The sequence below is a fragment of the Bacteroides fragilis genome, assembly GCF_019583405.1.
Lineage (GTDB): Bacteria > Bacteroidota > Bacteroidia > Bacteroidales > Bacteroidaceae > Bacteroides > Bacteroides fragilis_B.
In genome coordinates this window covers 413,534-433,386 of record NZ_SZUU01000001.1, presented here as the reverse complement: position 1 = coordinate 433,386, position 19,853 = coordinate 413,534, and the positions used below count along the sequence as shown (strand labels likewise).

The window sequence follows — 19,853 nt, the reverse complement described above, 5'->3', positions numbered from 1 at the left end:
CTATGAAACGAGTGATTCTCCTTTTTATATATATGTGGATTACTTTTGCCGCTTATGGTGAAGGTGATCATAAAAAGGAAAAACGCCCGGATGACCGCAAAATAAATATAGGAATCAGGGGCGGTTTTAACTCTTCGATGTTTTTGGTTTCCAATCTGAAAATCAAGGATGTAACCATTGACGAGATTCAGAATAATTATAAAATCGGTTATTTCGGTGCCCTCTTCATGCGCTTCAACATGAAGAGACACTTTATACAGCCCGAGATATCGTATAATATCAGCAGATGCGAAATCACTTTCGACAAACTGGGTTCACAACATCCCGATATCGAACCTGACTATGCATCGGTTAATTCAACTATTCACAGTGTTGATTTTCCGTTGCTTTACGGCTATCACGTAGTAAGACAAGGGCCTTACAGCATGTCTCTTTTTGCCGGACCGAAACTAAGATATCTGTGGAATCAAAAAAATAAAATCACCTTTGAGAACTTCGACCAGCAAGGCATCCATGAGAGCTTACATCCCTTCAATGCCAGTGCAGTAATCGGAGTAAGCGTCAGCATTTCACGTATCTTTTTCGATTTTCGTTATGAACAAGGACTTCACAACTTGTCGAAGTCTGTTACTTACGATAATATAGACGTCGAGGGTAAGCCGGAAGTAAGTAATATCACTTTTCGACGCCGTGATAATGTACTTAGTTTTTCACTCGGAGTTATATTTTAAATAACTTTTTTAGCTAAAAGGTTGCACACTCTTTAAATATTACCTAAATTTGTGCGATTATAATAATAAAGGTTTCAAGATATACTTTAATCTTATTATAACAAATAATGAAAAGAGACGATTTAATTTTCGAGATTATCGAAAAAGAACATCAACGTCAGTTGAAAGGCATTGAGCTGATCGCATCAGAGAATTTCGTGAGTGATCAGGTGATGGAGGCAATGGGATCTTGTCTTACCAATAAATATGCGGAAGGATATCCGGGCAAACGCTATTATGGCGGCTGTGAGGTGGTAGACCAGAGTGAACAAATTGCCATCGACCGCTTGAAAGAGATTTTCGGTGCAGAATGGGCCAATGTACAACCTCACTCAGGAGCACAGGCTAATGCTGCTGTATTTCTTGCTGTGTTGAACCCGGGCGACAAGTTCATGGGACTGAATCTGGCACACGGAGGTCACCTTTCACATGGTTCATTAGTAAATACTTCGGGAATCATTTACACTCCCTGCGAATATAATTTAAAACAGGAAACCGGTCGCGTGGATTACGACCAGATGGAAGAAGTGGCATTACGTGAGAAACCCAAAATGATAATTGGAGGAGGTTCAGCCTACTCTCGTGAATGGGATTACAAACGTATGCGCGAAATTGCCGACAAGGTGGGTGCAATCCTTATGATTGACATGGCACATCCTGCCGGATTAATTGCAGCAGGGCTGTTGGACAATCCTGTGAAATATGCTCATATCGTAACTTCAACTACCCACAAGACCTTGCGGGGACCTCGTGGCGGTGTAATCATGATGGGTAAAGATTTCCCCAATCCATGGGGAAAGAAAACTCCAAAAGGAGAAATTAAAATGATGTCTCAGTTGCTCGACTCAGCTGTATTCCCCGGAATACAGGGTGGCCCGCTGGAACATGTAATTGCAGCTAAAGCCGTAGCTTTCGGTGAGTGTTTGCAACCGGAATATAAGGAATATCAGAAACAAGTGCAAAAGAATGCTGCCGTATTGGCACAAGCCTTAATTGACCGTGGCTTTACCATCGTTTCCGGCGGTACGGATAATCATTCGATGCTGGTGGATCTACGCAGTAAATATCCTGACTTGACAGGTAAAGTTGCCGAAAAAGCACTTGTATCTGCTGATATAACAGTCAATAAAAACATGGTTCCGTTCGATAGTCGTTCTGCATTCCAGACTTCAGGTATCCGTTTGGGTACTCCCGCTATCACAACTCGTGGTGCAAAAGAAGATCTGATGCTGGAAATTGCAGAAATGATCGAAACCGTTCTATCGAATGTAGAGAACGAAGAAGTGATAGCACAAGTACGTGCACGTGTCAATAAGACAATGGAAAAATATCCGATCTTCGCTTATTAAATAGCACATTTTAGTATTAAACAATAACATACGTGGGCTCGCAATTCTCTGTGAAGAAAGTTGCGGGCATTTTTTTGCTCTTTTAACATGGCATTAACAGCCTACCCTAAAACCTTTCCTTCCTAAGAACCGTTGTTAAGTAGTTAAAAAAAAGAAGATATTCACTTAATACCTAAACTGATATGAAAATAAGAAATTTAATGGTTGCAACTACATTATTTGTTGCTGCAGGAGCTATGGCTCAAAATCAGGATTGCGCCTTCTTCTTTCCTAACCAAGAAGGTGAGCAAATCACTCGTAATTGTTATACCGCTGATGGTAAACTCACCAACATCCTTGTTTACAGAGTAGACCAAGCCTACGATTACCCTTCAGGAATGGAAGTAGTAGCCAACTATACATTTACTGATGCTTCCGGAAAAACACTCAATTCCGGGCAAATGGTGGCTCGCTGCAATGACGGTAACTTCTCTATGAGTATGGGAGATGTGGCCACATTCCCCACTGCACTTAATATGATGAATGCCGATGTATATATGATGGGAGATTTAATGAATTACCCGAATGCATTTTCCGATCCAATGAGTCCGGGAGACGATGATGAGTTTGATGACGGCACTCTGCGTCTTTATCAAAAAGGCAATAAAAATAACCGCGCCGAAATTTCTATCTTCGACCGGGAATTTGTTGCTACCGAAACGGTAAACACTCCAGCAGGAGCATTCTATTGTACCAAAGTAAAGTACGAAATGAATATCTGGACTCCTCAGGAAACAATAAAAGGTTATGGATATGAATGGTATGCACCCAATATTGGAATTGTCCGCTCCGAACAATACAACAATAAGAAGGAACTACAATCGTACAGTGTGTTAGAAAGAATCAAAAAGTAGCACACTGGACTCTATATATCCGTCATCCCCGCCATTCTTTCAAGAAGAATAGCGGGGATTTATTTATTACTTTATATCGGACTTTTTTTAACTCAATCCTTCAATATTACCATCCACGATGTCAATATGCAGAGCTTGTGGTTCTTTAGGTAAACCCGGCATACGCATTATTTCGCCCGCAATCGCTACGATCATCTCGGCACCGTTATTTATAACGATATCTTTAATATGAAGTTCGAAATTATCTACCACACCATATACTTTCGGATCGGCAGAGAAAGAATATTGGGTTTTAGCAATACATACAGGATAATGACCAATACCCATTTCTTCAATCAATTTAATCTTGTTACGGGTCAGTGTACTATAAGTCACGATACTTGCACCATATAGATTGATTGCGATTTTCTCTATTTTCTGCTGTACGCTGTCCTCATCATTATATGTAAACCGTAAAGGTTCAGACGGCTTATTCTCAATTGTTTCAGCCACAAGGTTCGCCAGTTCGGCAGCACCCTCACCTCCTTCCGTAAAGGCATTATTGATAGCATAGCCTACTCCTAACTGCTCACAGTGCTCACGAAGCAACTCCATTTCTTCATCCGTATCACTCGCAAATTTATTGAAAGCAACGATAACCGTCTGACCGAACGAACGAAGATTACGAACATGCTTGTCCAAATTGCGCAAACCTTCTTTCAATCCTTCAAGATTCGGTTCTTTAATTCGGTCCAGACTTACTCCTCCGTGCATTTTTAGCCCTTGTGCTGTGGCAACAATCACTGTCAGACGTGGTTGAAGCCCGCTCTTACGACATTTAATATTATAAAATTTCTCTGCTCCCAGATCGGCACCGAAGCCGGCTTCAGTGATAACATAATCTCCAAAAGTCATCGCCATTTTTGTTGCCAAAATAGAGTTACAGCCATGAGCAATGTTTGCAAATGGACCACCATGTACAAATGCAGCGGTACCTTCGGTAGTCTGTACCAGATTAGGATGTATAGCATCTTTCAGCAAGACAGTAATAGCCCCTGCCACGCCCAGATCTTTTACAGTAAACGGTTTGTTATCATAGGTGTAGCCTAAAAGAATATTCTCGATACGACGGCGGAGATCATCTACATCCTTTGAAAGACAAAGAATAGCCATAATTTCCGAAGCCGGTGTAATGTCAAATCCGGATTCCTGTGTAATACCATTTGTTTTCGGACCAAGACCAACTACGATATTGCGTAATGAACGATCGTTGACATCGAGTACGCGACGCCAGAGAATCTCTTTCAGACCAAAACCTTTAGATTGATTCTGGTATAAATAATTGTCCAGTAATGCAGAGATCATGTTGTGAGCCGAAGTGATGGCATGGAAATCACCGGTAAAATGCAAATTAATCTTTTCCATCGGAAGTACCTGGGCATAACCTCCTCCAGCTGCCCCTCCTTTCATACCGAAACATGGTCCTAAAGAAGGTTCACGCAAAGCAACAATTGCCTTTTTACCTATCTTGTTTAATCCTAATGCAAGACCTATGGATACAGTCGTTTTACCAATCCCTGCTTTCGTTGCGGTAATGGCAGTGACCAAAATCAGATTGCTCTGTTTCACCTTTTCTTCATCAATCAGATATTCAGGGATTTTTGCGATATACCGGCCATAATTTTCTACTTCATCGCGAGGTATGCCGATGCTTTCAGCCACTTGTTTTACTTTCTTCAGTTCAACACCACGTGCTATTTCTATGTCTGATTTCATATTGAGAGTTATTAAGTTTGTAAATGGAGTTGCAAAATTAACAATTAACTCCATATCAAAGTTGTCTTTATTACCTTTTTTTAGTAGAGATAAAAAGATGCCACATGATTGCTGGATTTTTCACCAGAGAAGACCAATATTTACTACTTAATAGACAAGCAATATGGTACGATGTATTATCTTCGTGTCTCTGTGTCAACTAATCATCTGCAGATTATTCGAAAATATAGATCCAACACATCAGAATAACAATAACTTTATCTGTCCAATAGCCCCCTAAACCTCAAGAGCAAATCTACTTGAAACGTGAAATATCCACACCCTCACGTTTTTTCTCTTTATATCCTCCAAATTTATAGGTAAATGAAATACCAAATTCACGGAAAGCAGAATAATGGTTTGTTACGTTTTGGGTAGCATAACGAATGCGTGGAGAAATTTGAGCCGTTTCAAACAAGTCGTTGCACCGAAGGGTCAGTAACGCTTTCTCACCGGCAAAGGCATACCTGAGTGCTACATCTAAATTGCCGGATACCGGCAAATCATAAATGCCCTGTATTGCCCTACTGCGTATCATTCCATTCACAATCAACCTGAGATCCGGATGGGAAGAAAGGGTCAGCGTATGATTCATATTCAATATGGCATAATATACTTTCCTGTCAAAAGGAATATTCCAGAAGTCATTGTCTTTCTGACGATCGTAAACACCCGTCAACGTAAAACGTGAACTTAACCAGCGACCTACAGTAAGTGGAACAACAGCTTGTATACCTGCTTGTTGCTCAAAATCAAAATTAAAGTATTCATAGATCTCAACCAATCGGTCAGGGGACTGATAAAGAGTTTGTGTTGCATTATCTTTAGTATAGCTATACCAGGTATTGAACATATATTTACTCTTCAGAATATAAGTCAATTGTAGCTGATAATTGATTTCCGGTTTCAGATAAGGATTTCCATGAATTTCTGAGTATCCACCTCCCATATAGGACACAGCATCTTGAGTAGCCCAATAGTCGGGATAACTTTTATCACTACTGAGCGACAATTGCCATACGTTTCCCGGTATCGGAGCATAATTGATATTAAAAGCCGGATATAGACTCCATTCATTCCATACAGTCGTATGGAACTGTTCGGCAGCTAACGAAACATCCAAAGACAATTTATCGCCAAAACTCTTGTTAAATCCCGCATAGAAATTCAATGTTTGTTCTCGCCTACGAGACTTCATGTTGTTGCTTTCCAACATCATTTTGTCATTCTCTGAATTATAATAGTATTGATAGCTGTTGTCTAAACTTGTAGTATAGACAGCTCCATAGTTTACTCCCCATCCATCGGTCAATTCATGCTTTTGATAAAGGAAAAGTCTCCAACGGTTGATACGTTGAGAATCGTTGCTACGAAAATTCAATTCATCGCTTTCTAACCGGCTATGCAGTAATTGTGAAGAAGGCGAAAGATAATAAGTATATTCCACTCCTGCTTTCATTCCGAACGGGGCTTGATAATCGATCCGCCCGTTATGTAGTTGATCGGCCATCCGGGTACGAGCATTTGATGTTTGTGTACCATTCACTGTACTTAAATTAAAGCCATTCATATACTGAGCATTGTATGTAAAACTGAGTTGATGATCGTCAGTAAAAAGATAATCACCGCCCAAACGTAAATTGTGCCTGTTAAAACGGCTTTTCTGAGATTCATAGGTGTTCATGGGATGTATCGTACCGTCCGACAAAGTGTGCAAGGCCTTCTTATCCGTCAAGAAATAGTTCCGTCCATGACCGTAAGAGTAAAGAAAATCCACAGAAAATTTATGTCCGGAATACAGAAGGCTTGCACGCTCAGTCAGACTCTCATAATGCTTTTGCCGATAATCACTGAAAAATTCTCCTTGCAAGGAGGATTCTTCTAAACCACTTTGCTTCAAACAAATGTTTATCATGGCCCCACGCACTTGATAACGTGCAGGAGCCGAATACATTACTTCAGCTTTTTCAATACGACTGACAGGTATACTTTTTAATAAAGTGTTCAATTGTTCGGGTGTCATTGTAGTCACCTTGCCATCCAATACAACAGTGACGCTCTTTCCACCTAAAGTCAGATTGTCGTTCATTTCCGTGACACCAGGAAGTTCCTTCACTGCATCATAAGCATTATCCACCGCCACATTTTTGAGAAGCCGTGGTAAATCATATACAAGTTTGCCCTGCATAGCTTTTACTACCGGACGTTCACCTACCACCATCACTTCGGGTAAGGATCTGTATAAACTGTCTAAACATCCATCCATTGTTATCAGGCTATCCGCAGAAAGTATCTGGTCTCCATTTTGCGCCGTCATCTGACAACAGACAACAGCAACAAACACTAAAGTTACGTAAATTCGTTTCATCTTTTCGTTCTTTGTTTGAGTTACAGCCACAAAGTACGGAAGAAAAGACAAAACAATGAGTTATCACTGGCTTATGTAGTGTTATCTAATGTTATTGATATTAATGAGAAAATTGAAGCGAAACAAAGACGATAAAGAGTTGACAGCTTAATAATATCCCCATGAATCCTGGGGTTAAAGTTCATTTATTCAAATAGTTTCTATTATCAAGAATTCGGTTACAAGTTAGGTAGAGATAAAGTTTTCAGCTCTTGCAGACCATATATGGTTATTCCCTTTTTTCATTAATGATCCCCTGACACAAAATTAGGAAAAACACTTTAATTAAATGATGCAAGAAAAATAAATAACGCTGATTTATAGTTAAGAGCATCTTTAAATTATCAAATAGAATTCTAACAGAAAAAATAGGGTTACTCGTCAAATTTGGTGGTAAATTTTCTTTTACTCATGGAATCTAATTCAGTTTTCGGAAGTGTAAGCCCTCGTTTATAGTTGACAAAAAAGCAAGTATCCCGGCTTCGCCCAAAGAGTCCATCCGTGAGGTGAAGAAGCGAATTTCAGGCAAAACTATCTGAAAATCAATACATTTAAAAAGTAAAATTTCTGTCCTCAAAAGCTTTGTTTTAACACAGAGTTAAAGTTTGTTCTTTGAATGTGAATAATAAGTTCTTTAAATGCAAAAGACTTGTTATTTGCGCACAAGAACCTGACAACCGAAAAAGGCGTTAACAATGTTAATTGAAGAAAGGTATAAGGATGAAGATACCGGTTCAGACGGCATATAAATTCACTTCCGAAACTTGAGTTATCTGATTCAGCCGGTGTCTATTTTTTCTTATTGAAGCAAGCAAAAAGGACAATTGTCAACTTGAAAATAAAGGAATAAAGAATTTACCACCAAATTTGAAGAAGAACCCAAAATTGCACTAATGAAAACATAATCACCTATTATTATATGTGAAGTATTGAATCTATAATTATTAAGGCATTCACTATTTCCTTTCAAAAGAAGGCTATTAATGGTAACCTTTAGCACAATCTATTGATTAACTTTGCACCCAAAGAACAGGAAATATATGAAAATCAATACTGAAACAAAATATTGCCAAACGTGTGGAATACCTTTAGACATAGATTATACCAATCTTAAGGCAAACCAAAATGTGGAATATTGCGACTATTGCTTGCACAACGGGGTTAAACTCTATGATTTCTCAATGGATTATCTTATTTACCTTTGGGGGCTTTTCCCCGAAGAATATTATAAAGAGACGGGAGTCAATCTCACGTCGGAAGAGTTGAGAGCGGAAATGTCCAAACGACTTCCAAATATCAAGAGGTGGAAACAAAAAATCAATACGGCTCATGTGCAATATGGTCTGATTATAAAAGTTCAGGAATATATCAACCGCCATTTGTTTGACGACCTTGATTCCGACAAGCTATCTCATGTTGCAGGTATCTCCAAATATTATTTTCGCAGGCTTTTCAAGGCTGTTTGTGGCGAAAATATGGGAATGTACATTCAACGACTGAGATTAGAGTACATTGCATTTAAGCTAATAACAACTGACGTAAGTGTTCCGAAGCTTCTCGATCAAATCAATTATCAGAACAAACACACACTTTCGAGGGCATTCAAGAGTTATTTCAATTCTTCCATTCCGGAATTTCGCAAAAAGCATTCAAACGTCAATCCCGAAAGGAAGAATCCGATACGAATTGAACCAAATATTGAAAAAGTACCAGGTATCCGAATCGCATACTTGAAATTGGAAAGAACAAATAATGTCATTCATAGCTTCTCGGTTTTGTGGAAGCAGTTGCTACAATTTTCAGAAAAATACGAATTGTCTTCAAAAGGATGTAAATACGTGAGCTTGACTCTCGATTATCCGTATATCACGCCTGAAGAACAAAGTCGTTTTATGATTGGGATAACATTACCGGAATCATTTGAAACGCCGAAGGGCTTTGGCGTTTATGAAATTCATGCGGGAGAATATGCAATCTTTCGTTTCAAAGGATTTTATCATGAACTGAATAAGGTATACCGCCATATTTACCTTGACTGGTTGCCGACAAGCGATTATACCTTGCGGGAACAGTTCACCTTTGAAACTTACATCAACACTCCCGAAAAAACCCCGGCTTCGGAGCTAATAACAGATATTTATATTCCCATTACAAAAAAAGAAGCATGAAATATTTAAACCAAGAAATAGAAAACGAATTAAGAAATCAAGGAGCAAAATTGATACGTTTTGTCGATATATCGCATTTAGACGAAAAGCAAAACAGACAACTCCCGATCGCCATTGTTTTTGCGCTTCCGCTAACCGCAGAATATGTTAAAATGGTATTTAATATTCCCGACTACGTACAAGCACGGATAGCGGATAATTACAATTTTGACGATGATGAATATTCGCAAACCGAACATAAGGCAGGAGAAATAGCAGACGAATTAGCCAAGTTCATTACCGGGAAGGGCTATAAAGCCATATCACAATCCGATACAGGATTAGTGGCTGATGGCGTATTCGATAATGAAACAAAAGAATCAGTATTGCCCCACAAAACCGTCGCACTACTTGGCGGATTAGGATGGATTGGGAAAAATAACCTGTTAATTACTCCTGAATATGGCGCAGCGCAATGTCTCGGCACGGTTTTAACTGGCGCTCCACTGAAAACGCTATTGCATGAACCCCTATCTCCAAAATGCGGAAATTGCATTACTTGCGTCAATATCTGTGAGGAAAAAGTCCTTAAAGGCAAAGTTTGGAGTAGATCTGTTTCAAGAGATGAAATCGTTAACATACATAGATGCAGCACCTGTTTGAAATGCCTTGTGCATTGTCCCAGAACACAAACATATATAAAGAGAAATATTGTCTGATTTCCACAAGTAACAAACGAAGAATAACAAATAGAAGAAGCCCAAACGAGGGTTCACAAAAATAAAAGAGGATGTGTCAAAATCAACCACAGAGGACACAGAGTAACATAGAGGTGATTTTAAGTTGTTGATTATTAGTAAAAAGACTCTGTGATACTCTGTGCTACTCCGTGGTAAAAAGAGTTATGACATCCCCTTTTTATTCTTATATTTTCCACAACCAATAATCGAAAAATCTAAATCCTCCGAATTACCATAGCAGGATTACCTGCCACAATCGTGTTCGGTTCTACATCCTTAGTCACAACACTGCCCGCTCCTACAACACTATTCTCACCGATTGTAACTCCCGAAAGGATCGTAGCCCCTGCTCCTATCCATGCCCTGTTACAAATATACACCAGCTTACAAGTAATAATCGAGCGATTGTCAAGATCATGATTATTCGATATAAGTTGCACGTTGGCTGCTATCTGAACATCATCGTCAATTGTAATCTTATTTCTTTCATATATAATGCTACTCCTTATTTCAATCTCTTTCCATCCGAAAAGGCATTACCTACCTTTTTACCCACTTCCAGGTAATCGTTATTGAATGGGTCGAATATAATAGGAGACACTTTGGATATATCCACTTTACCGTTTTCGTCAAGAACACGTTCATCTACACTTACGTTTATTATTTCACCACGTAAAATACAGGTTTCTGGATTATAATCCTTCAACTTACACTCCAGCACTACGGATAATTCGTCGATCAACGGTGCATCTACAAACTCCGAACGAGTAGCATGGAAACCTGCACGAGTAAATTTATCCGAAACCTTATTACCGGAAACAATACCTACGTAATCACAGGCAACCACCTGTCCGACCTCTGCCATACTCACGGTAAAAGCCTTACGCTTCAGTATATTTGCAGTCGTTTTATGTCCCTCACTAATACAAATACTAATTTCATGCATCTCGCTGATACCTCCCCAAGCTGCATTCATAGCATTGGGAATACCATTTTCATCATAAGCAGCGATAATAAACACCGGCTGCGGATAAGTAAAGGGCTTTGCCCCAAAATTCTTTCTCATAACAATTTATTTTTTAGTCCATTTCTTAATATCTTCCTTCGTCGCACCATTCAAAAGGCAGCCCTTTTGCCATTTCATATCAGGATAGGCTTCCTGCAACTCTTTTTCCGCATTAAAAATACTGCTGCTACCCGATGTAGCAAACGGAATAATCATTTTACCTGCAAAATCATCGCTTTCAATAAAAGTATTGATAATTCTCGGAGCTGAATTCCACCAAATAGGGAAACCTATATAAATGATATCGTAATCTGCAAGATTCTCCGGTTTAGATTTTAATGCAGGGCGTGATTTAGCATTTGACATCTCAACACTGCTACGTGAGGATTTGTCATGCCAATCCAAATCAGCAGCAACATATCCCTTTTCAGGTTGTATCTCGTAGAGCGTACCACCTGTAACTTCTACAATCAACTTCGCTGCTTTTTCCGTCGTTCCTGTTGCCGAGAAATAAGCTACCAATGTCTTATTACTCTGTTCCTGTGCATTTATAGTGATACATAACATCATGATCACTACCATAATCATACTTTTAATCTTCATTGCCCTTTATAGTTTTAATTTCTATTATCATGGTACAAAATTACAGAATAATATCTATCATAAAGGTATATAAATCACTGATTATCTAACCAAAATCACTGATAAAAGAAAAAACGAAGGACGAGCTTAAATCTATATCTGGGTTGCCGGTAACTTCAATGATGCGAAAAGTCTTTTAGTTGAGAAATACCCGATCATATTATACTAATTTAATATCTTATTAAGGACAGCAGATCCATTATAAGATCTGTAACTTCAGTATAGATGAAGCATGGAAATAACAGCCGTCGTTAAAAGGAACCTAAATTTAGTGGTGCAATTTATACATATAATCTAATATTGATATTCTTGGAAAAATTAAAGCCAAAACGTTTCCAACGCATTTGGAGGTTATACATTTGCTAATTTGATACCATCCATTTCACGAAACATTTTCAGAGCTTCCACCACGGTATCCATCATCTGGAAATGTTGTGAAAGTACTGCAGGAGGTGAGTCCAACCATCAGTATCAACATCCCTCCCAAGAATGATTATATCATATTTCATTCCCATATCCTTCTTTATTATTTCAAATATGTCTCAAAGAAACTCTCCAGTTTGTCGAACGGAATAAGATTCACTTGGTCGTAAAGATCCACATGACCCGCACCAGGCACAATATACAATTCTTTTGGTTCGGCGGCAAGTCGGTAGGCATCTTCACTGAATTCACGCGAATGTGCATTCTCTCCGGTAACAAAAAGCATCGGACGTGGTGAAATGGTTTCAATATCGGCAAACGGATAAAAATTCATAAACTTGATATTGCTGCTGAGTGTGGGATGTGTAGTGGTCAATGGAGTTGCTCCTTCAGGAGTATATTCTCCCCGCGAAGTACGGTAGAACTCATAGAACTCACGTGCTACCGAGTCGGAGTTTTCTGTTATTTCATGAGGAGTTCCACCGGTATATCGGGTTTCTCCGCCCAAGAACTCTATATAGCGTTGTTCGGCGGCTTCGAGCATGATTTGCTTCCGTTGCTCCAAAGTCAAGGCATGCTTCAGACCATTACGACTGGCTGTCCCCATGTTGTACATACTCATGGTTGCAATGGCCTTCAGACGAGGATCTATTTTTGCCGCACTGATGGCAAAGCTCCCACTACCACAAATCCCAATCACACCGATATGCTCACGTTCGACAAATGAACGTGTTCCCAGGTAATCGACCGCAGCACTGAATGCTTCCGCATAAAGCTCCGGAAGGACTGCATTGCGAGGTTCTCCTTCGCTGCTTCCCCAGAAAGATAAGTCGATGGATAAAGTTACAAAACCGCGTTCGGCCATTTTCGTAGCATAAAGATTAGCACTCTGCTCTTTGACGGCTCCCATAGGATGTCCTACAATAATTGCCGGACGTTTCTCGTCCGCTTTCATCTCTTTAGACAAAAAGAGATTACCTGCCACTTTCATTTTGTACTGATTGGGAAAAGATACCTTCTCCATATTTACCACATTGCTTTTATAGAAATTATCTGTATAGGTTTGAGCAAAAGAAGGATTTACACTGAGCATCGTAAACGATGTTGCTGCCAATAATAAATTTCGTTTCATATCTTCTTTGATTTTAGTAATTCATATAATTGATTATCTATTCTGCGCTAATCTATAATTATTAAATCTGTTTCCCCATTTCATATGCTTCTGCCGATGCCGGATTACCTTTTATTTCACCCACATGCCAAACACCGGTAGCAAGCACTTTACCTTTCACTACCGGATTTTCCAGACAATCGATAAATCCCATGAGGTTATCGAATACATGTTCTAAATAAGGAAGTCCTTCTTTACCCTCGGCAGCAGAAACGAGAAAATAAAACTCCTTATTAATCATTTCGGCATAAGGACCGCAACAGCGGTCAAGTAACGTTTTCAACTGTGCGCTCATTGCATAAAAATAAACGGGTGTCGCCAAAACGATAACATCGGCTGTTAACATTTTCTCAATAATTTCCGCCGCATCATCTTTCTGAGGGCACGGCTTCTTATATTGGCTGCATACACCGCATCCCGTACAATAGTGGATGGTCTTGTCCCGTAGAAAAACCTTTTTCACTTCGTTCCCTGCCTCTGTGGCTCCACGCATAAACTCATCACAAAGTGTATCAGAATTTCCCCCGCGTCGCGGACTGGATGATAAAATCAATACTTTCTTGCTCATAATTATCTATTGTTTAAATTGTTGTTTTTCATGTTACAAAGGTATGTGGTTAAGAGAATATACTTAGTAGATAAATTACGGGGAATATAACCCGAATTACAGATTCTTGTAAATAAATGCAGATAGAACCTGACAAACTCAAAATCGTTATGGAAAAGCTAAATTATTTATAATAACTTTGCTGTACATTTTTACGTCCCAATTTTAGTGTTATTTAGTCTTATCAGATGTGCTAATTCAAAAAGTTTACTATTATCTTTGTTTGCATGAAACTCCCCATAAAACATATTGCCATACTCGTAATAGCCTCTTTGATAGCTATTTTTGCCTACCAGACCTATTGGTTGGTCAGCATGTACCATACCATGAAAACAGACATGGAGCATTCCATTACCGAGGCTATGCGCACATGTGATTATAAAGAAATGATGCTACGCATAGAATGCATGCGTCGTGATGACAACGATCATGGTGAGATCTCTGTCTCTGCCGGGTACAATGATGAAGGTGGAACACTGGTTCGCAGCAGTACTACAGTTCATAAAGAGAAGGTTCCCAAAGGTATGGATATACAACAGGACACCATTCTTAGAACCGAAAAAAAACGGGACACCCTGATCGTAGTCCGTAATGATCAGAGGGAAATAAAAGTAATCCCCAAGGACTCTACTTCGCAGGAGGTGAAAGCTGCCATGCTACAAACGAAAGGGGGGCTGGACCTATTATTGAAAGATCAGAGTAGCATGCTCGAACTGGCTACTTATTTTCAAAGGGGATTACATTCGGGACTTGACATAATCATGGATCCCAATTTTCAGTCCTACGACAGCCTGCTGACACTAAGCCTGCAAGAAAAGGGAATAACACTTCCATATCGGATAGAATATCTGCGTTTCAGCCACACTCTCGATTCTACTCAGTTTTTTACCGATACCTTGGGAGTTGCCGGTACAGCGGACTACATCCCCGGACCGGATGCACATACTTACGACTATACTTTCGACATCCATTCACACTCGCTCTACCGCCTCCGGATGGATTCTGTAGCCGGAGTTATTGTCCGGCAGATGGCCGGTATACTTATTACTTCATTTATTATTTTGTTAATATTAGGATTCTCCTTCTGGTACTTGATCCGTACATTGCTGAAACAGAAAACACTGGAAGAAATGAAAAGTGATTTCACCAACAACATCACGCATGAATTAAAGACCCCTATAGCTGTGGCATATGCCGCCAACGACGCATTACTAAACTTCGGACAAGCTGATGAGAAAGAAAAGCGAGACAGATATCTAAATATCAGCCAGGAGCAGCTGCAAAGACTCAGTGGGCTGGTCGAACAGATACTAACGATGAGTATGGAACAGCGTAAGGCTTTCCGACTCCGACCGGAAGAGATAACTCTTATCCCTTTGCTCGAAACATTAGCAGAGCAACACCGACTCAAAGCAAAGAAACCCGTCAGCATTGACTATAAAACAGAACCGGAAGATCTTACGGTATTCGCCGACCGGACTCATTTCAGCAATATTCTGAGTAACCTGATAGACAATGCCGTGAAATACTCACCGGAGAAAGCCGTTATCCATATCCTCTGTCGTGAAACAGAAGTTAACGGAAAAGTAGAAATTTCAGTCACCGATGAGGGAATAGGTATCGCACAAGAGAAACAAAAACATATATTCGACAAATTTTACCGTGTACCGACCGGAAACCTCCATAACGTAAAAGGATACGGTCTGGGACTCTACTATGTGAAAACAATGATTGAGAAGCATGGAGGAACAGTTTGTGTAGAAAGCGAACCAGGACACGGTAGTACATTCACCATTATGCTATGAAACAGAAAATTAAAGTATTATTAGTGGAAGACGAACTGACCCTCGCCATGATTATCAAGGATACACTTGAAGAGAATGACTTCACCCTCACCATTGCTGCCAACGGTGAAGAGGGATTGCGTATGTTTTTCGATATACGTCCGGATGTACTGGTAGCCGACGTGATGATGCCGCGTATGGATGGCTTTGAGATGGTAAGACGTATCCGCCAGACCGATAAACAGACCCCGGTACTTTTCCTGACAGCCCGTTCGGCCATCAACGACGTAGTAGAAGGTTTTAAATTGGGTGCCAATGATTACCTGAAAAAGCCATTCGGAATGCAGGAACTGATCATCCGTATAAAAGCATTGGTAGGTAAGGCATTCAGTTTTGCAGAAGAAAAGAAAACAACCACACGGTTTGAGATAGGCAACTATTTGTTCAATACTCTTGCACAAACACTGACACATGCCGGATTGAAACAAGAGCTCTCCCATCGGGAAACAGAAATTCTAAAACGACTTTGCGAAAATCAGAATCAGGTAGTCAACACACAGAATGTACTACTCGACCTTTGGGGAGACGATAGCTTCTTCAATTCACGGAGCTTACATGTTTTCATCACTAAACTCCGACATAAATTATCGGCTGACGAACGTATACGCATCGTAAATGTCAGAGGAATCGGATATAAATTGATATTAAACTAAAAAAACACAATATGATAACTCAAAAGATATACAGCACATTTGTACTGGCAATCATGTCTACGATAGCCTTTGCACAAACGGAACAACCGCAAGACAGCGTCACAGGTCATCGCAGGACTGTGCCCGAAATCCGTCAGGAATTACATCACAGCGACAGAAAGATTCAATCAGACAATAATCTCCCCGAAGAAACTCTGCACTTTGCAACCGGTAACAGTATGACTTTCCGTATGCCACACATAGAGAATATTCTATCCGGATGGATTATTCCCCAACTGGGTACTTCTTTCAATCCTTTCATCTGGGACTACAACCGCTATAATGAGTTCGACCTTTCCGGAAACAGCTATCTCAGTACTTTCAGCAACCACAACACTTATCTCAGTATAGGAACCATAATAAAAGCAGGTGCTGTCTATTCCTTCACCCCCAACGACCGCTGGACTTTCTCGGGAGGAATATATGTAGCCCAATATACAATGCCAAGCTTGCGTATCCCCACTGCTCCAATGGCAGGTTCACGCTTCGATGCCGGCATCAACGGGAACATCACTTACCGACTTACAGACCATCTATACTTGAACGTATTCGGACAATATTCACTTAATGGCCAACGTAACTCTAAAATGGGGTATATGGTTCCCGATCTCTATATGCAAAGCCATTTCGGAGGTACACTCGACTACATGTTCAATGATAAATTCGGTATTACCGGGGGAGCTGTCCATGAATTTAATCCAATAAAAGGGCACTGGGAAACCACCCCTGTTTTCGGTCCCGTAATTCATCTAAAAAAGAAATAAAGGATTCACGGCAAGCTGATTATTTTCATATCTTTGCGACACTAAAGATAAACCCAACGGATATGAAGAAGCTGATATTCTTTTTGCTGCTGTTACTGAGTACGGCCTCACTTTCTGCACAGTCGGAATCACCGTCCGACAGCATCCGGCATTTGCCCTCTACCGTCAAACAATACGGAGACTTCCTGATCGACATGGGACTGTTTATGGCAGCTCCTCCCAAACTACCGGAATATAAATTCGAGCTGCCCGATGCGAGCAAAGATTATAGCCGAATATTCAGTCTAAATCCCGACATTATAATGACACAAGGGTTATCCAATGTATTCACGCCCTCTCTTTCATACGGATTTGGTGGTTTCTTCTCGTCTCCACAACAACTCCAGATGGGATCGTTTAAACTGAAAAACGGCATGCGCATGAATACATACGGAGAATATAATGCCAAAGGCCAGAAGGTGCCTAACCATGGTGCCATGCCATGGGAAAAGAATAACTTCAAAGGTGCTTTTGAAATGAAATCTTCCGATGGTAATTTCGGTATCCGCATCGAGGTTCAACAAGGACGCTACTATCCATATTAAAAAAGAAAGAAATGAAAAACATACTGATTATCGGTGCAAACGGATTTACGGGTCGCCGGATACTGAACGATTTGTCGGCTAAACCTATCTACAATGTCACCGGATGTTCTTTAAGAGATGATATCTGCCCCGGAAAGGGTTACCGTTTTGTACGTACAGATATTCGGGACACAGATGCCGTACAAAGGTTATTCAATGAATCCCAACCGGACATTGTAATCAATACTTCTGCCCTTTCGGTGCCGGATTATTGTGAAACCCACCATGCAGAAGCCGAAGCCACGAATGTAACGGCTGTTGAAACCATTTCACATGCCTGTGAACAGTATGGCAGCCGTTTCATCCATCTGTCAACTGATTTTGTATTTGATGGTAAAAGCAATCAACTCTACAAAGAAGAAGATGAAGCCTCTCCGGTCAATTATTACGGAGTTACGAAACTGAAAGCTGAAAAAGTGGTGGCTGATTGCTGCAGCAATTATGCAATAGTGCGTGTAGTTGTTGTTTATGGAAAGGCCCTCACGGGGCAGCATGGCAACATTCTTCAGTTAGTTGCCAACCGGTTGAGAAAAGGGGAACCAATTCGCGTTGTGTCCGACCAATGGCGTACACCGACTTTTGTAGGAGATATTTCGGAAGGAGTAAAAAAACTGATGTTTCACCCCTCCAACGGAATCTATCACATTTGCGGGAATGAATGTCTCACGATTGCCGAAATCGCCTACCGGGTAGCCGATTTTCTGAAACTGGACCGTTCTTTGATTGAGCCCGTCACTACCGAAGAAATGCAAGAGGCTACTCCCCGTCCCCGCTTTAGCGGATTGAGCATTGAAAAAGCTAAAACTGAAATCGGATACAACCCACACACGTTGGAAGAAGGTATGGCAGCCTCCCTGTTTTAACCCTCTACTGACTTATTCACCACAAAGGACACAGAGTTTAACTTTTTGTTTTGGCGAGTACCCCCTCCCTAATATATCCTCTCCGTGCCCTCTGTGGTGAAAAGGAACTGATTTAGCCTAACTTCTCCAACAATTCTTCAATGCTCCCCACCGTCACCACTTCTCCTTCCTGCAGATGCATAATGAATCCATTACCCTTTTTCAAATCACCGGTTTCGATATAAATATCAGACTCGATATTACGATTTGCCAGAATTCCATTACGCTGCAAGGCTTTACGTACCATGGCATATTTCTGTCCGTGCCCTACCAGACGTATTCGTGATGTATATTCATTATCTACTCGGAACAAACCAGTCTCCAGATCGAATACAATACCTTTACGAGCGAAGAAACTACTCAATTTACCACTTAAGGAAAGATCCTCGGGAGTGCCGATAGTCACTCCATTCATCTTATCCATCAGCCATATTTTATCGGCAATCTGTAAAGCCAACTCTAAGTCGTGGGTAGAAAGGAAAATCGTTTTGTTGGTCTGCCGGCTCAGTTGGTGGAGCAATTGCATCATCTCCACTTTACTGGGAAAGTCGAGAAAGGCTGTCGGTTCATCCAGAAAAATCACCGGGGTTTCTTGTGCCAGTGCTTTGGAAATCATTGCTTTCTGGCGCTCACCATCACTCAGGGTATGTACCATGCGGTGCGCCAGATTCTCAATCTTTACCAGAGCGATGGAACGTTCAACCACCTCTTTGTCTTCTCCACGGAGTGTCCCCCAAAAACCGGTATACGGACTCCGGCCTAAACCTACAAGCTCGTGTACCGTCATATTGCGTATGTCACATTTCTCGGTGAGCACCACACTAATCACAGTCGACAACTCTTTGTCGGTATACGCATCGATTTCCTTACCCACAATCTCTATCTTGCCTCCCAGTTTAGGCTGAAAAGCCGAAAGTGTACGCAACAGGGTGGACTTCCCCACTCCATTAGCTCCCAACAGGCAAGTCAGTTCGCCACAGTTAATGCCGGCATTGATACGATCGGCCACAACTTTAACATCGGTCTTACCCAGGTAGCCTATCGAAAGATTCTCTATATGAATGGTTTTTTGCTTCATG

At 40.6% G+C, this 19,853-nt stretch carries 17 protein-coding genes and 2 pseudogenes; 11 read left to right on the top strand and 8 right to left on the bottom strand.

Annotated features, from left to right (window positions below; genetic code table 11):
- Positions 1-2 precede the first annotated feature (2 nt).
- The 3 genes from FDF36_RS01775 to FDF36_RS01765 all read left to right on the top strand — a co-directional run bounded on the left by FDF36_RS01775 (position 3) and on the right by FDF36_RS01765 (position 3,012).
- Complete coding sequence (locus tag FDF36_RS01775; protein WP_193683855.1) at positions 3-731, top strand: porin family protein; 729 nt, start codon at positions 3-5, stop codon at positions 729-731.
- A gap of 107 nt (positions 732-838) precedes the next feature.
- Positions 839-2,119, top strand: coding sequence for a serine hydroxymethyltransferase (gene glyA / locus FDF36_RS01770; RefSeq protein ID WP_005805953.1), 1,281 nt, complete (start codon positions 839-841; stop codon positions 2,117-2,119).
- A 182-nt stretch (positions 2,120-2,301) separates the two neighbouring features.
- Entirely contained in the window at positions 2,302-3,012 is a 711-nt protein-coding gene (locus FDF36_RS01765; protein WP_005820180.1) for a TapB family protein, read from the top strand.
- An 87-nt stretch (positions 3,013-3,099) separates the two neighbouring features.
- Here FDF36_RS01765 and FDF36_RS01760 read toward each other — a convergent pair whose 3' ends face one another.
- Positions 3,100-4,767: a formate--tetrahydrofolate ligase gene (locus FDF36_RS01760; RefSeq protein WP_220390099.1), complete on the bottom strand. Its 1,668-nt coding sequence runs from the start codon at positions 4,765-4,767 to the stop codon at positions 3,100-3,102.
- 295 nt (positions 4,768-5,062) lie between these two features.
- Positions 5,063-7,174, bottom strand: a complete 2,112-nt coding sequence (locus tag FDF36_RS01755) for an outer membrane beta-barrel family protein (protein ID WP_220390098.1) — start codon at positions 7,172-7,174, stop codon at positions 5,063-5,065.
- 657 nt (positions 7,175-7,831) lie between these two features.
- Here FDF36_RS01755 and FDF36_RS21105 point away from each other — a divergent pair.
- The 3 genes and pseudogenes from FDF36_RS21105 to FDF36_RS01745 all read left to right on the top strand — a co-directional run bounded on the left by FDF36_RS21105 (position 7,832) and on the right by FDF36_RS01745 (position 10,079).
- Positions 7,832-8,063: pseudogene (locus tag FDF36_RS21105) on the top strand (hypothetical protein).
- 190 nt (positions 8,064-8,253) lie between these two features.
- Complete coding sequence (locus FDF36_RS01750) at positions 8,254-9,381, top strand: GyrI-like domain-containing protein (RefSeq protein WP_220390097.1); 1,128 nt, start codon at positions 8,254-8,256, stop codon at positions 9,379-9,381.
- Positions 9,378-10,079 (top strand): epoxyqueuosine reductase, encoded by a 702-nt coding sequence (locus FDF36_RS01745; protein WP_220390096.1) that lies wholly within the window; start codon positions 9,378-9,380, stop codon positions 10,077-10,079. Before FDF36_RS01750 ends, FDF36_RS01745 begins: the two co-directional genes overlap by 4 nt.
- A 236-nt stretch (positions 10,080-10,315) precedes the next feature.
- Here FDF36_RS01745 and FDF36_RS01740 read toward each other — a convergent pair.
- The 5 genes and pseudogenes from FDF36_RS01740 to FDF36_RS01715 all read right to left on the bottom strand — a co-directional run.
- A pseudogene (locus FDF36_RS01740) lies at positions 10,316-10,576 on the bottom strand (DapH/DapD/GlmU-related protein); the annotation flags it as partial.
- A gap of 29 nt (positions 10,577-10,605) precedes the next feature.
- On the bottom strand, positions 10,606-11,166 hold the full coding sequence (locus FDF36_RS01735) for a flavin reductase family protein (protein ID WP_220390094.1): 561 nt from the start codon (positions 11,164-11,166) through the stop codon (positions 10,606-10,608).
- A 6-nt stretch (positions 11,167-11,172) separates the two neighbouring features.
- Positions 11,173-11,709, bottom strand: coding sequence for a flavodoxin (locus FDF36_RS01730; RefSeq protein WP_220390093.1), 537 nt, complete (start codon positions 11,707-11,709; stop codon positions 11,173-11,175).
- Positions 11,710-12,274: 565 nt separating this feature from the next.
- Entirely contained in the window at positions 12,275-13,303 is a 1,029-nt protein-coding gene (locus FDF36_RS01720) for an alpha/beta hydrolase (protein WP_220390092.1), read from the bottom strand.
- A 61-nt stretch (positions 13,304-13,364) separates the two neighbouring features.
- Positions 13,365-13,910 carry a flavodoxin family protein gene (locus tag FDF36_RS01715; protein ID WP_220390091.1) on the bottom strand — a complete coding sequence of 182 codons (546 nt, stop codon included), beginning with the start codon at positions 13,908-13,910 and terminating at the stop codon, positions 13,365-13,367.
- A gap of 266 nt (positions 13,911-14,176) precedes the next feature.
- On the opposite strand from FDF36_RS01715, the gene FDF36_RS01710 reads away from it, so the two are divergent.
- From FDF36_RS01710 to FDF36_RS01690, 5 genes are all read left to right on the top strand, one after another.
- Positions 14,177-15,754 carry an ATP-binding protein gene (locus FDF36_RS01710; RefSeq protein WP_220390090.1) on the top strand — a complete coding sequence of 526 codons (1,578 nt, stop codon included), beginning with the start codon at positions 14,177-14,179 and terminating at the stop codon, positions 15,752-15,754.
- On the top strand, positions 15,751-16,446 hold the full coding sequence (locus tag FDF36_RS01705) for a response regulator transcription factor (RefSeq protein WP_220390089.1): 696 nt from the start codon (positions 15,751-15,753) through the stop codon (positions 16,444-16,446). Before FDF36_RS01710 ends, FDF36_RS01705 begins: the two co-directional genes overlap by 4 nt.
- Positions 16,447-16,457: 11 nt before the next feature.
- Positions 16,458-17,249 (top strand): hypothetical protein, encoded by a 792-nt coding sequence (locus tag FDF36_RS01700; protein ID WP_220390088.1) that lies wholly within the window; start codon positions 16,458-16,460, stop codon positions 17,247-17,249.
- 62 nt (positions 17,250-17,311) lie between these two features.
- Entirely contained in the window at positions 17,312-17,833 is a 522-nt protein-coding gene (locus tag FDF36_RS01695; protein ID WP_005777571.1) for a hypothetical protein, read from the top strand.
- Positions 17,834-17,844: 11 nt separating this feature from the next.
- Positions 17,845-18,735 carry an SDR family oxidoreductase gene (locus FDF36_RS01690; RefSeq protein ID WP_005777569.1) on the top strand — a complete coding sequence of 297 codons (891 nt, stop codon included), beginning with the start codon at positions 17,845-17,847 and terminating at the stop codon, positions 18,733-18,735.
- A gap of 112 nt (positions 18,736-18,847) precedes the next feature.
- Here the strand turns inward: FDF36_RS01690 and FDF36_RS01685 are convergent, their stop codons facing one another.
- Complete coding sequence (locus FDF36_RS01685; RefSeq protein WP_220390087.1) at positions 18,848-19,852, bottom strand: ABC transporter ATP-binding protein; 1,005 nt, start codon at positions 19,850-19,852, stop codon at positions 18,848-18,850.
- Between the last annotated feature and the right edge of the window lies 1 nt (position 19,853).

What these genes read in the sequence shown, in the direction of transcription:
- FDF36_RS01775 (WP_193683855.1), top strand. Translation starts at nt 3, where the DNA reads ATGAAACGAGTGATTCTCCTTTTTATATATATGTGGATTACTTTTGCC.
- glyA (WP_005805953.1), top strand. Translation starts at nt 839, where the DNA reads ATGAAAAGAGACGATTTAATTTTCGAGATTATCGAAAAAGAACATCAA.
- FDF36_RS01765 (WP_005820180.1), top strand. Translation starts at nt 2,302, where the DNA reads ATGAAAATAAGAAATTTAATGGTTGCAACTACATTATTTGTTGCTGCA.
- FDF36_RS01760 (WP_220390099.1), bottom strand. Translation starts at nt 4,767, where the DNA reads ATGAAATCAGACATAGAAATAGCACGTGGTGTTGAACTGAAGAAAGTA.
- FDF36_RS01755 (WP_220390098.1), bottom strand. Translation starts at nt 7,174, where the DNA reads ATGAAACGAATTTACGTAACTTTAGTGTTTGTTGCTGTTGTCTGTTGT.
- FDF36_RS01750 (WP_220390097.1), top strand. Translation starts at nt 8,254, where the DNA reads ATGAAAATCAATACTGAAACAAAATATTGCCAAACGTGTGGAATACCT.
- FDF36_RS01745 (WP_220390096.1), top strand. Translation starts at nt 9,378, where the DNA reads ATGAAATATTTAAACCAAGAAATAGAAAACGAATTAAGAAATCAAGGA.
- FDF36_RS01735 (WP_220390094.1), bottom strand. Translation starts at nt 11,166, where the DNA reads ATGAGAAAGAATTTTGGGGCAAAGCCCTTTACTTATCCGCAGCCGGTG.
- FDF36_RS01730 (WP_220390093.1), bottom strand. Translation starts at nt 11,709, where the DNA reads ATGAAGATTAAAAGTATGATTATGGTAGTGATCATGATGTTATGTATC.
- FDF36_RS01720 (WP_220390092.1), bottom strand. Translation starts at nt 13,303, where the DNA reads ATGAAACGAAATTTATTATTGGCAGCAACATCGTTTACGATGCTCAGT.
- FDF36_RS01715 (WP_220390091.1), bottom strand. Translation starts at nt 13,910, where the DNA reads ATGAGCAAGAAAGTATTGATTTTATCATCCAGTCCGCGACGCGGGGGA.
- FDF36_RS01710 (WP_220390090.1), top strand. Translation starts at nt 14,177, where the DNA reads ATGAAACTCCCCATAAAACATATTGCCATACTCGTAATAGCCTCTTTG.
- FDF36_RS01705 (WP_220390089.1), top strand. Translation starts at nt 15,751, where the DNA reads ATGAAACAGAAAATTAAAGTATTATTAGTGGAAGACGAACTGACCCTC.
- FDF36_RS01700 (WP_220390088.1), top strand. Translation starts at nt 16,458, where the DNA reads ATGATAACTCAAAAGATATACAGCACATTTGTACTGGCAATCATGTCT.
- FDF36_RS01695 (WP_005777571.1), top strand. Translation starts at nt 17,312, where the DNA reads ATGAAGAAGCTGATATTCTTTTTGCTGCTGTTACTGAGTACGGCCTCA.
- FDF36_RS01690 (WP_005777569.1), top strand. Translation starts at nt 17,845, where the DNA reads ATGAAAAACATACTGATTATCGGTGCAAACGGATTTACGGGTCGCCGG.
- FDF36_RS01685 (WP_220390087.1), bottom strand. Translation starts at nt 19,852, where the DNA reads ATGAAGCAAAAAACCATTCATATAGAGAATCTTTCGATAGGCTACCTG.